This window comes from Arthrobacter sp. ISL-72 (assembly GCF_018613755.1).
In the GTDB taxonomy this organism is placed as follows: Bacteria; Actinomycetota; Actinomycetes; order Actinomycetales; family Micrococcaceae; genus Arthrobacter.
This window is the reverse complement of record NZ_JAGGPP010000034.1, coordinates 25930-38395: the sequence shown is the minus strand read 5'-3', so window position 1 is coordinate 38395 and position 12466 is coordinate 25930. Positions and strand designations below refer to the sequence as shown.

Below are 12466 nucleotides of genomic sequence, written 5' to 3'. Positions count from 1 at the left end.
AGGACTGACCACCAGATCGCAAGCAGCAAGGACTCACCGTGGCGCAGAGCACCGGCAAGAAGACGACCGCAAAAGTGCCGAACGCCACAAGAAGGCTCCGCCTGGGTCTGGGCATGATGCTGGCTTTGCTGCTGGTGGTCGGCGGCAAGCTGTTTATGGTCCAGGGGCTGGATATCGGCGGCATGGCCGAGGCTGCGCTGAACAACCGCCTGACCCCGATTGAGCTTCCTGCCGAGCGCGGCAGCATCCTGGATTCGGACGGGACGGTGCTGGCCAACAGTGTCATCCGCTACAACGTGGTGGTGGATCAGCGCGTCAACACCAAGACGGAATCGTTCAGGCGGCTGGACACCGTCGGGGACAAGGAAGAGCTTGTCACGGTTTCGAGGGACAAAGGCATCGAGGAGCTCGCCGCGTTGCTGGGACAGGACTTCGAGGACGTCAAGGACGCCCTGACGGGGGAGAAGCCCTACTACATCGTGGCGAAGGACCTCAAACCGGACATGGAGGACCGGATCTCCAAACTGCAGATTCCGGGAATAGTCACCGTCGGCACCAGCAAGCGCGTTTACCCCAACGGCTCGGTGGCGGGCGGGATTGTCGGCTTCCTGCAGGACGGGACCACCGGCCAGGCAGGGTTGGAACAGACCCAGGATGAGGTCCTGAGGGGCACCCCGGGCAAGCGGGTCTTCGAAATCGGTGCCGACGGCCTGCGCATCCCCGTAGGCGTGGACGAACTGACCCCCGCAGTGGATGGCAAGGACATCCGGCTGACCCTCAACTCCGACCTCCAGTATTTCGCCCAGCAGGCCATCCAGAGCCAGGCGGACAAGCTGAGCGCCGAGTGGGGCGTCATCATCGTCCAGGACATCAAAACCGGCAACATCATCGCTATGGCGGACACCAACGCCCCGGACCCCAACGATCCCGGCAAAGTGGACGCCAAGGACCGCGGCGTACGTTCCGTAACGGCAGCCTACGAGCCGGGTTCCGTGGAGAAAATGATCACCGCCGCCGCCGTCATCCAGGAAGGCAAATCCAGCCCGCTGGACAAGTTCACCATCCCGCCGTCCTACGTGGTGGACGGCCAGGTCTTTACGGATTCCTTCGACCACGGAACCGAAGAACGGACCCTGGCCGGGATCCTGGGCTGGTCCATGAACACCGGAACCGTAATGGCCGGCCAGCGCCTCAGCAAGGACCAGCGCCACGACTGGCTGGAGAAGTTCGGCATTGGCGAAGCCCCGGACATCGGGCTGCCGGCTGAAGCAAGCGGAATCCTCACGCCGGCCGATCAGTGGGACGGCCGCCAGGAGTACACGGTGCTCTTCGGGCAGGGCGTTTCGCAATCCACCCTGCAGACTGTCCGCGCCTATCAGTCGATTGCCAACGACGGTGTGATGCTCCAGCCGCGCCTGATCGACAGCTACATCAGCCCGGACGGGACCGAAGAAAAGGTTCCGGCGAAGGAAAACCGGCAGGTTGTCTCAAAGGAGACCGCCCAGCAGGTGCAGGACATCCTCGAGAGCGCCGTGACCGAAGGCCAGATCAAGGACGCCGCCATTGACGGCTACCGGGTCGGAGCCAAGACCGGAACGTCCGAATCACCCTGCGACGACGGCAAGTCGGGGTACTGCGGGTACACGGCGTCCATGGTGGGAATGGCGCCGATGGACGATCCGCGGTTTATTGTGGAAGTTGTCCTGCAGCGTCCCAAAGGCAGCATCTACGGAATCACCAATGGTCCGGTGTTCCGTTCCGTGATGAGCCAGACCCTGCGGACATACAACGTCCCGCCGTCAACGGGCGAGCCGGTCAGGCTGCCCCAGTACGCCAAGTAGCACGTCCACAACACCGAACGCAGCAGGGAAGCTACCTCTACGCCCGGTGTGATCCACTAGCGCCAACGGAGATCCACTTGTCAGAGCACTATGCCCCCGGCAGTACAGACGCAGCAAACGCCGCGGTTTCCGGTACCGGGTTCCGGCCGACTGCCGTTGCCGCGGTGCCGCTCAGCACCATCGGCGAGGCGGTCGGCGTCGTAATTCCCGCGGCATCCGGTGCCGTCGCCGTCACCGGGATTTCACTCAATTCACGGACCGTCCAGCCAGGCGACCTCTACGTCGCCCTGCCGGGTGCCGCACGGCACGGCGCTGACTTCGTGCCGCAGGCGGTCGCCGCAGGGGCTGTTGCGGTGCTGACCGACGACGACGGCGCCAGGCTCCTTGCGCTGTCCGCCGACAGTGCCGTGCCCGTGCTGGTGATTGACGAGCCCCGCAGTGTTGTGGGCGGACTCGCCGCGCTGATCTACCGGAGCCGGCCGGACGAGGGTGCAGCTCCCGCGCTGTTCGGCGTCACCGGCACGAACGGCAAGACGACCACCACCTACTTCATCAACGCGCTCCTGCAGGCATTGGGCCGCCGGACCGGACTGATCGGAACAATCGAGATCGTGGCCGGCGGTGATCCGATTCCCAGCCTGCTGACAACGCCCGAATCGACCGACATCCACGCACTGCTGGCACTGATGCGCGAACGCGGCCTGGATGCCGCCTCCATGGAGGTTTCCTCGCACGCCGTATCGTTCCACCGTGTGGACGGCGTGCAGTTTGATGTTGCCGGGTTCACCAACCTGACGCAGGATCATCTGGACCTGCACGGCACCATGGACGAATATTTCCAGACCAAGGCGGAGCTCTTTACTCCACCGCGGGCCAAATCAGCGGTGGTCACGGTCGACGACTTTTGGGGCCGGCGCCTCGCTGCCGGCGTCGACATTCCTGTTACCACCTTGGCGACAGCTGCAAGCAATGACACGGGCAGTGACCCAGGCAATGTTCCGGGCGCTTCCGGAGCGGACTGGACCGTCACGTCCCCCGCCCCGCGGGGCCTTGGCACGGAATTCCGGCTGCTGCACCGCGACGGCACCGAACTGTGCATCCACACGGGTCTTCCCGGAAGCTTCAACGTGTCCAATGCCGCCCTGGCGACCATCATGGTGCTGGCGAGCGGAGTGGACGCGGCAACGCTGCAGTCTGCCCTTGACGCGGCAGACCCGTTCACCGTCGCCGTACCGGGGCGGATGCAGCTGGTCTCCACGGCGCCGGCCGCCGTCGTCGACTTTGCGCACAACCCCGATGCCCTCCAGCGGGCGCTGGAAGCGGTGCGTTCACCCGAGCCGGGCTCGAGGGTGATCGTGGTGTTCGGTGCGACAGGGCAGAGGGATCAGGGCAAACGGCCGGCCATGGGTGCCATTGCCGCGCGCCTGGCAGACGTGGTCATTATCAGCGACGACGACCCCCATGACGAGGACGCCGCTGCCATCCGCGCCGACGTCCTGGCCGGCGCACGCGAGGCCAAGGAAACCGGCGGCCTCGGCTGCGAGATCCTGGAGTCGTACCCGCGCGACGCAGCCATCCGGCAGGCTGTGGACATGGCAAACCCGCAGGACACGATCCTGGTTGCCGGGCGCGGCCACGAGGTGTGGCAGGAAGTCAAAGGCGTCAACCTGGCGCTTGATGACAGGGTGGAGCTCCGCGAGGCCTTGACAGCACGCGGATTCACCGTTCTGACTGAGCAGCGGATAGAGTCCTAGACCGAGATGATTGCATTTACTGCGGCGGAAATTGCCGAAATTACTAATGGCCGCCTTGCCGCCGATCCGACCATTACCCCCTCGGCGGTGGTCACGGATTCCCGGGAGGCCACGGAGGGGTCCCTCTACGTGGCCAAGCCCGGCGAAACCGCTGACGGCCACGACTTCATCGGCTCCGCCTTCGAACGGGGTGCCGTCCTGGCCCTGGTGGAACGTGATGTCCCGAACGGCTCCGGCCTTCCCCATCCCGTCATCGTGGTGGAGGACGCCGTGCTCGCCATGGGTGCCCTGGCAGCGGAATCCGTGCGCCGCATCCGCGCCCGCCGGGAGGCCGAGGGCTCGGACCTGACGGTGATCGGCATCACCGGCTCCGCCGGCAAAACCACCACCAAGGACCTGCTCGCCGGTATCCTCTCCACCGAAGGCAGCACCATCTCTCCCCAAGGCTCCTACAACGGTGAAGTGGGCGTACCGCTGACCGTTTTTAAGGCAGGCTTCGACACCCGCTACCTGGTGATCGAGATGGGTGCCACCGGAATCGGCCACATCCGCTACCTCGCGGACATGGTCCGGCCCACGATCGGAGTGGTCCTGGGGATCGGAACGGCCCATGCCGGTGAATTCGGCGGGGTTGACAACATCGCCGTAGCGAAGGGGGAGCTGCTTGAAGCACTCCCTGACAACGGAACAGCCGTGATCAATCTCGATGACGGCCGCGTAGCCGCGATGCGGAGCAGGACAACGGCCAACATCCTCGGCTTCTCCGCACAGGCTGCGGACGACGGCGCGGCGGCCGATGTACTCGCCGTCAACGTGGAAACCAATCCGGCCGGCAACCCCGAGTTTGAGCTCTTCCTTCCCGGCGGGACCACGGGACACCGGGTCAGCAGCCAGCTCATCGGTGCCCACCACGTGGCCAACCTCCTGGCAGCAGCCGCAGCCGCACACGCCGCGGGAGTGCCCGGTGAACGGATCGCCGCGTCGCTCAGCGCGCAAACTGCCGCCAGCCGCTGGCGGATGGAGCGCACCGAACGGCCGGACGGCGTGACGGTCATCAACGACGCCTACAACGCCAACCCTGAATCAATGCGCGCAGCGCTGCGGACGCTGGCTGACCTCGGCCGCGGCCGCCGCACCTGGGCCGTCCTTGGCGCCATGCTGGAGCTCGGTCCCGATTCCATCCGCGAGCACACCGCCGTCGGCACCCAGGTGGTGCGCCTCAACATTTCCCGCCTGGTGGTGGTCGGCCGCGAGGCCCGTTCGCTTTATGTGTCCGCCATCCAGGAAGGCTCCTGGGGGGAGGAATGCGTCTTCACGGAGACAGCGGAAGAAGCCTACGACCTCCTCCAAAACGAGCTGGAACCCGGCGACCTGGTGCTGTTCAAGTCCTCCAACAGCGTGGGACTGAGGCACTTAGGGGATCGGATAGCATTACCCCCACAAACCGGAGCAAGCGCCAATGAAGGGAGCGAGTCGCTGTGATTGCACTGCTGATCGGCGCTGGCCTGGCCCTGCTGTTTGCATTGGTGGGAACCCCGTTGTTCATCCGTTTGCTTGTACGGAAGAGCTACGGCCAGTTCATCCGGGATGACGGCCCCACGTCCCACCACACGAAGCGCGGCACGCCGACCATGGGCGGCACCGTGGTGGTTTTCGCGGTGCTGATGAGCTATGCGCTGACCCACCTGATCATGTGGATGATGAATCCGGGGTCGGCCGGGCCATCGGTCTCCGCCCTCCTGCTGCTCTTCCTGATGGTGGGAATGGGCCTGGTGGGATTCCTGGACGACTTCATCAAGATCTCCAAGCAGCGCAGCCTTGGCCTGAACGCCAAGGCCAAGCTGATACTCCAGGGCGCCGTCGGCGTTATTTTCGCCATCCTGGCCTTGAACTTTCCCAATTCGGACGGCGTAACGCCCGCATCCACGCAGATCTCCCTGGTGCGGGACATCCCGTGGCTGAACCTCGCCTTCGGCGGCACCGTGCTCGGCGCCATACTGTTCGTGCTGTGGTCCAACCTGATCGTGACGGCTGCCACCAATGGCGTGAACCTGACTGACGGCCTGGACGGGCTCGCGGCCGGCGCCTCGGTCATGGTGTTCGGCGCGTACACGCTGATGGGAATCTGGCAGAACAACCAGGCCTGCGGCTCGCCGCGGCAGGCAGGCGGAGGCTGCTACTCCGTCCGCGACCCGCTGGACCTCGCACTCCTGGCCGCGATCCTGAGCGCAGCCCTGGTCGGGTTCCTGTGGTGGAACACCTCCCCGGCAAAGATCTTCATGGGGGACACCGGCTCGCTCGCCATCGGCGGTGCCGTGGCCGGTTTCGCCATCCTGTCCCGGACCGAGCTACTGCTGGCTTTCATCGGCGGCCTCTTTGTCCTGATCACCCTCTCGGTGATCATCCAGGTGGGCTACTTCAAGGTCACCCGGGGCAAGCGTTTCTTCAAGATGGCCCCGCTCCAGCACCACTTTGAACTCAAAGGCTGGGCGGAAGTCACCGTAGTGGTCCGTTTCTGGATCCTCGGCGGACTCTTCGTCGCCGCGGGTCTGGGTATCTTCTACGCAGAATGGGTGGTCCTGCTGTGAGCAGCCCTATACCTTCGCCATTGGCAACATCGCCCCGGCTCGAGAACCTGGTGAGCTGGGACTCCGAGTGGGCCGGACTCCGGGTGGTGGTCACGGGAATCGGAGTGTCCGGCTTCGCCGCTGCAGACACCCTGATCGAGCTCGGCGCCCGCGTGGTGGTGGTTGACGCAGCCACGAGTCCGAAAGCCCGTGCGCAGGCCGACACCCTGAAAATCGTCGGTGCCGTGGACGTCCTCCTTGGCGAGGATGCCGTGCACACCATGCCGAAAATCGACGGCCAGAAGCCGGAACTGATTGTCACCTCTCCGGGGTGGCGCCCGGACCAGGCCCTGCTCGCCTTGGCCGCACGGACGCACATTCCGGTCTGGGGCGATGTGGAGCTTGCCTGGCGGGTCCGTGAGCGCGAGGGCCGCAAGACCGCGGACTGGCTGACCATCACCGGAACGAACGGGAAGACCACAACGGTGGGCCTGACCGAATCCATGCTGCAGGCTGCCGGGCTCAAGGCCATTGCGGTCGGGAACGTGGGAACACCCATCCTCGACGCCCTGCGGGACCCGGTGGAGTACGACGTCCTTGCCGTCGAGCTGTCGAGCTTCCAGCTGCACTGGAGCCATTCTGTCTCGCCGGTCGCCAGCGTCTGCCTCAATGTCGCCGAAGACCACGTGGACTGGCACGGATCCTACGCCTCCTACCTGGCGGACAAGGCGAAGATCTACGAACAGACGCAGAAAGCCTGCATCTATAATGCCGAGCAGATTGAAACCGAACGCATGGTGGAGAACGCGGACGTGGTGGAAGGTTGCCGCGCGGTGGGTTTCACGACGGTGACTCCCGCCGTCAGCATGCTCGGGGTAGTCGAAGGCCTCCTGGTGGACCGTGCCTTTATCGCCGAACGCAAGGACAGCGCAGCGGAACTTGCCGCCATGGCTGACCTGGGCCCGGTGGCACCTCGCCATATGGTGGCCAACGCCCTTGCCGCAGCAGCACTGGTGCGTGCATACGGCGTGGAACCGCAGGCTGTACGCCAGGGGCTCAAGACCTACATCCCCGGCGAGCACCGCATCCAGCTCGTGGCCCGCCACAACGATGTGCTGTGGATCAACGACTCGAAGGCCACCAACCCCCACGCTGCGGCCGCGTCGCTGTCCGCCTTCAGCAACGTCATCTGGATTGCGGGCGGCCTCTCCAAGGGCGTCAGCTACGACGAACTGGTCCAGGCACAGGCTCCGCGGCTCAAAGCCGTAGTCCTGATCGGAACGGACCCCACGGCGCTCTCGGACGCCCTTCGGCGACACGCGCCGGATGTCCCCGTTATCGGACCCACCAAGGGCGACACTGAAACGGTGCAGTCCGCAGAAACGGGCGGTGCCGACGCAGTGCCCTCGCCGATCTACGGTGAAACTGTGATGGCGCAGGCCGTTGCCGCAGCCGCACAGCTGGCCTCTCCCGGGGACACTGTGCTCATGGCCCCGGCGGCTGCATCCATGGATCAGTTCTCTTCCTATGCTCACCGTGGCGACGCCTTCATTGAAGCTGTCCGGGGGCTCGTGGAAGGGCAGGCTCAGACCGGCGAGGAGTAACAATGGTCAGCACGCCCACACGTGCCCGGACGGGCCACGTGCCTCCGCTGGCCGGGCTTCGGGTCTGGTACCGCACTTTTTGGGCCAAGCTGGAGGGAACCGGGAAATCCCGCAACGGTTCCACCTACTACCTGATCCTGGGCTCCACCCTCGCGCTCACCGCCATCGGCATCATGATGGTGCTCTCGGCGTCCAGCGTTGAAGCCATTGCCGCGGGGGAGTCGCCCTACACGGCGGCACTTAAGCAGGGCGTCTTTGCCGGCATGGGCATCTTCACCATGTTCGTGCTGTCACGGGTCAACGTGGTGTGGCTGAAGCGCCTCGCCTGGCCGCTCATTGGCGCGGCGGTGGTCCTCCTGGTCCTCGTGCAGGTGGTGGGCGACGAGGTCAACGGCAACAAGAACTGGATCGACCTGGGCGGCATCACCTTCCAGCCGTCCGAGGCTTCAAAGCTTGCCTTGGCGCTCTGGATGGCAACGGTCCTTGCCGTGAAGGGAAAGCTGCTCCACCGGTGGCAGCACGTGTTCGTTCCGGTCATACCCATGGCGGCAGTGGTCATTGGGCTGGTCCTGATCGGCAACGACCTTGGCACCGCCATGATCATCATGATGATCACCGCCGCAGCGCTGTTCTTCGCCGGTGTTCCCCTCTACTTCTTCGGCATCGCGGGACTGGTGGCTGCGGCTGGAACCGCCGTAATGGCCGTGACCAGTTCAAACCGGATGTGCCGCATCACCTCCTGGTGGACGGGCGAGTCCTGCGCCAACGGCACCGACGCCAACTACCAGGCGACGAACGGTTTGTACGGCCTGGCGTCGGGCGGCTGGTTCGGGGTAGGCCTGGGTCAAAGCCGGCAGAAGTACAGCTGGATCCCGGAAGCCCACAACGACTTCATCTTCGCGATCATCGGCGAGGAACTCGGACTGGTGGGCACCGTCGTCGTACTCATCCTCTTCGCCATCCTCGGTGCCGCCATCTACCGGGTGGTGGTGGCCCAGGAGGACCTTTTCCACCGTGTCCTCGCAGGCACCATCATGGTGTGGTTGCTCGGCCAGGCCACCGTCAACATGTCCGTGGTCACGGGCCTCGTGCCGGTCATCGGCGTCCCGCTGCCGTTCATTTCCTATGGCGGTTCCGCGCTGCTGATGTCCCTGTGTGCCGTCGGCGTAGTGTTGTCGTTGGCACGGGAACAGATTGCGCCAAGCGTCCAGCCCAAACGGCTGCCCAAGTTCCGCACCAAGGGCGGGCGCCCAACCTCCACACGAAAGCGTAAATAGCACTTAATGAATGCCGAGTCTTTGTCAGTAGTCCTTGCCGGCGGCGGAACGGCCGGGCACATCAGCCCCCTGCTCGCCATCGCCGCGGCCGTGCGGGACGTCCGCCCGGACGCCAGGCTCCTCGCCGTGGGGACGCCGGCCGGAATGGAGACCCGGCTCGTACCGGCGGCCGGCCTTGAGCTGGCAACCATCAGCCGTGTGCCGTTTCCGCGCAAGCCTTCCCTGGACCTGCTCCGGCTCCCGGTCCGGCTGGCCGGCGCGGTCAAGCAGGCCGGAAAAATTCTCGAGGACGCACAGGCGGACGTCCTGGTGGGAGTTGGCGGCTACGTCTGCACTCCGCTGTACCTGGCCGCCTGGCAACGGAAAATCCCCATCGTGATCCACGAAGCCAACACGCGGGCGGGCCTGGCCAACAAGGTGGGCGCCCGGTTCAGCCGCCACGTTGCCGTGGCCTTCGCCGGCACAAAGCTCCGCGGGGCGCGGCACGTCGGCATGCCGATGCGCAAGGAAGTATCCGGGCTGGACCGCCCCGGCTCCCGCCGTGCGGCGCGCGAGCTGCTGGGCCTTGACCAGGACAGGCCCACGCTGATCGTCACCGGCGGTTCATCCGGGGCGCAGAGCATCAACCGGACCATTGCGGCTTCCCTGGAAGCGCTGGCCCAGGCCGGCATCCAAACCCTTCACATCACCGGCAGAGGCAAATCCGTCCTCGGCGCCGATGGCAAGCCCCTCGCCGCGGACGGCTACCGCCAGGTGGAGTACGTCGACGGCATGGAGACCATCTACGCCGCTGCCGACCTTCTGCTGGGGCGCGCCGGAGCAGCCACGGTCTGCGAGACCGCGGCAGTGGGCGTTCCGGCCGTGTTCGTACCGCTTCCGATCGGCAACGGCGAACAGGCCCTGAATGCCGCCGGCCAGGTGGCAGCGGGAGGGGCGCTGACCGTGGACGACGCCGCCTTCACGCCCGGATGGGTCGGCAGGGAAATCATTCCGCTGCTGTCCGATCCGGCCCGGCTGGCGAAGATGGCGTCGAGCGCCGAAGCCCTGGGTATCCGAAACGCCGATCGCCGAATGGCCGATCTTGTCCTGGAAGCGGTCTGCAAATGACCACGTCTGCAGCAGGAAACGGCGTGCGGAGCCAGGAGTCCCTGGGCCGTGTGCACTTCATCGGCATAGGCGGCGTGGGCATGTCCGCGGTGGCCCGTATCATGGTGGCCCGCGGTGTCCCGGTGACCGGATCGGACGCCAAGGACCTGCCCGTGATGGCAGACCTGGCGGCCGCCGGTGCGGGCATCTCGGTTGGCTATGCGGCCGGCAACCTGGGAGATGCCCAGACGGTGGTGGCAGGCTCGGCCATCCGCGCCGACAATCCGGAACTTGAGGAAGCCCGCGCGGCCGGGCTGCCCGTGCTGCACCGCTCGGAGGCGCTGGCCGCCACCATGGCCGGCGACCGGGTGGTCACCGTGGCCGGAACGCACGGAAAATCGACCACGACGTCGATGATCACCGTGCTGCTGCAAGGCGCCGGCCTGGATCCCACTTTTGCCATCGGGGCCAACGTGCCGGCCCTCGGCGTCAATGCGGCCAGCGGCACCTCCGATGTCTTTGTGGCAGAGGCCGACGAGTCCGACGGGTCCTTCCTCAATTACCGTCCGCGGATCGCCGTCGTCACCAACGTTGAACCCGACCACCTTGACTACTACGGCACCGCAGAAGCCGTCTACCAGTCATTTGACCGCTTCACCGAACTCCTCCCGGCCGATGGCGTCCTGGTCGCCTGCGCGGACGACCCCGGCGCGCGTGCCCTGGCTGAGCGCACCGGCGCCCGGGGCAACACCAGGGTGGTCCTCTACGGCACCGCCGAGGACTCGCAGCTGCGGCTGCACGACGGCGGACCCGGTGACGTGTGGGTGTCCACATCCGCCGGGAAGTTCGCACTGGAACTCCAGGTGCCCGGCCGGCACAATGCGCTCAACGCGGCCGCAGCCGTTGCCGTGGCCCTGGAGCTCGGCGTTGCGCCTGAAGCGGCGGCCGCGGCCCTGGCCAACTTCTCCGGAGCCTCGCGCCGTTTTGAATTCAAAGGGGCCGGCCGCGGCGTGCGGGTTTACGACGACTATGCGCACCACCCCACCGAAGTGCGGGCCGCCTTGGCTGCCGCTCGCTCCGTGGCCGGAAACCATAAGGTGCACGTGCTGTTCCAGCCGCACCTGTTCTCCCGCACCCGCGAGTTCGCGGCTGAGTTCGCCGATGCACTCAACACCGCAGATACCGCCCTGGTCCTGGACATCTACCCGGCCCGGGAAGATCCCATTCCGGGAGTCACAAGCCAATTGATCGGGGACCGCCTCTCCGGCGGCGGGCGGCTTGTTCCGGCCGGCGAAGCAGTGCAGGCCGTGGTGGCCAATGCGGCAGCGGGCGACATTGTGCTCACGGCGGGCGCGGGCGACGTCACTGCCTACGGTCCCCTGATTGTGGAGGCACTGCAGGCAGAGGCGCCAAGTGGCTAGTACACGCCGGCCGAGCTACAGGACGAGCGCCCCTGCCGCCAAAAGGAGGCCCGGGCCGGGCAACGGCAGCACGGACGTCATCTCCGCTTCCAAGGCCGCGCCCGCCGGACCCCCCAATCCTGCCGGGGGCGCCCCCGACAATGTGCTGTCCTTTCCGGAGCCCAAGGGCAGGCGGACCCGGCGGAACCTCATCCTGGCGGCCTGCATAATAGCGGCGCTGGTCGCCGGGCTGCTGGCGGCGGTTGTCTACTCGCCACTGTTCGCGGTCCGGACGGTTGCGGTGGACGGCACGAAAATGCTGACGCCCGGGCAGGTCCAGGACGCCCTGGAACCGGTACACGGCAAACCCCTGCCCCAGGTGAATGACGACGAGGTAAAGCAGCTGCTTGAACCCCTCGTCCAGATCAAGGAAGTCACCACCGAGGCACGGCCGCCATCAGTACTTGTGGTCCACATTCACGAACGCACACCCGTCGCACTGGTGAAGCAGGGGGAAGTCTTCCAACTGGTTGACGTCGACGGCGTGCAGCTTGGCACCACCGAGGATGCCGCCAGCGTCCAGCTGCCGGTGATCGACGGCGGGGCAGGGGTAGTGGGCAAGGATCTCTTCAAAGCAATCACTTCGGTGCTGGCGGCGTTGCCGGCCGACGTCCTCGCCAAACTGTCCGACGCCTCCGCTAAGTCGGTCGACGCCGTCGAACTCAAGCTGGTGGACGGACAGACCATCGTGTGGGGCAACGCGGGGGAGAAGGAGCTCAAAGCCCGGGTGCTCGCGGCCCTGCTCAAGGCGCCGGCCGACCCGAAAAACCCCGTCCAGGTCTACGATGTCAGCGTGCCGCGGCATCCCGTGACACGATAGTGGACGGGCACCCGGATGGGCATCACTGCCGGCCCCGGGACAGACATTCAGGCACGC

9 protein-coding genes are annotated in these 12466 nt (G+C 66.0%); all 9 read left to right on the top strand.

Translation table 11 applies throughout. From position 1 onward, the window contains the following. Nucleotides 1-38 precede the first annotated feature (38 nt). On the top strand, nt 39-1841 hold the full coding sequence (locus J7I92_RS21340; RefSeq protein WP_214843782.1) for a penicillin-binding protein 2: 1803 nt from the start codon (nt 39-41) through the stop codon (nt 1839-1841). A 77-nt stretch (nt 1842-1918) separates the two neighbouring features. Beyond that, a complete protein-coding gene (locus J7I92_RS21335; protein ID WP_214843780.1) occupies nt 1919-3595 on the top strand; it encodes a UDP-N-acetylmuramoyl-L-alanyl-D-glutamate--2,6-diaminopimelate ligase in 1677 nt (558 codons plus the stop codon). A 6-nt stretch (nt 3596-3601) separates the two neighbouring features. Then, on the top strand, nt 3602-5077 hold the full coding sequence (gene murF, locus J7I92_RS21330) for a UDP-N-acetylmuramoyl-tripeptide--D-alanyl-D-alanine ligase (protein WP_214843778.1): 1476 nt from the start codon (nt 3602-3604) through the stop codon (nt 5075-5077). Then, nucleotides 5074-6183: a phospho-N-acetylmuramoyl-pentapeptide-transferase gene (gene mraY / locus J7I92_RS21325; RefSeq protein WP_214843776.1), complete on the top strand. Its 1110-nt coding sequence runs from the start codon at nt 5074-5076 to the stop codon at nt 6181-6183. The genes murF and mraY overlap by 4 nt, the downstream gene beginning before the upstream one ends. After that, on the top strand, nt 6165-7766 hold the full coding sequence (gene murD, locus J7I92_RS21320; RefSeq protein WP_214843774.1) for a UDP-N-acetylmuramoyl-L-alanine--D-glutamate ligase: 1602 nt from the start codon (nt 6165-6167) through the stop codon (nt 7764-7766). Before mraY ends, murD begins: the two co-directional genes overlap by 19 nt. A 2-nt stretch (nt 7767-7768) precedes the next feature. Further along, a complete protein-coding gene (gene ftsW / locus J7I92_RS21315; protein ID WP_214843772.1) occupies nt 7769-9043 on the top strand; it encodes a putative lipid II flippase FtsW in 1275 nt (424 codons plus the stop codon). 6 nt (nt 9044-9049) lie between these two features. Further along, entirely contained in the window at nt 9050-10150 is a 1101-nt protein-coding gene (gene murG / locus J7I92_RS21310; protein ID WP_214843770.1) for an undecaprenyldiphospho-muramoylpentapeptide beta-N-acetylglucosaminyltransferase, read from the top strand. Continuing rightward, a complete protein-coding gene (murC, locus tag J7I92_RS21305; RefSeq protein WP_214843768.1) occupies nt 10147-11550 on the top strand; it encodes a UDP-N-acetylmuramate--L-alanine ligase in 1404 nt (467 codons plus the stop codon). Before murG ends, murC begins: the two co-directional genes overlap by 4 nt. Next, entirely contained in the window at nt 11543-12409 is an 867-nt protein-coding gene (locus tag J7I92_RS21300; RefSeq protein WP_214843766.1) for an FtsQ-type POTRA domain-containing protein, read from the top strand. Before murC ends, J7I92_RS21300 begins: the two co-directional genes overlap by 8 nt. The last annotated feature ends 57 nt before the right edge of the window (nt 12410-12466 follow it).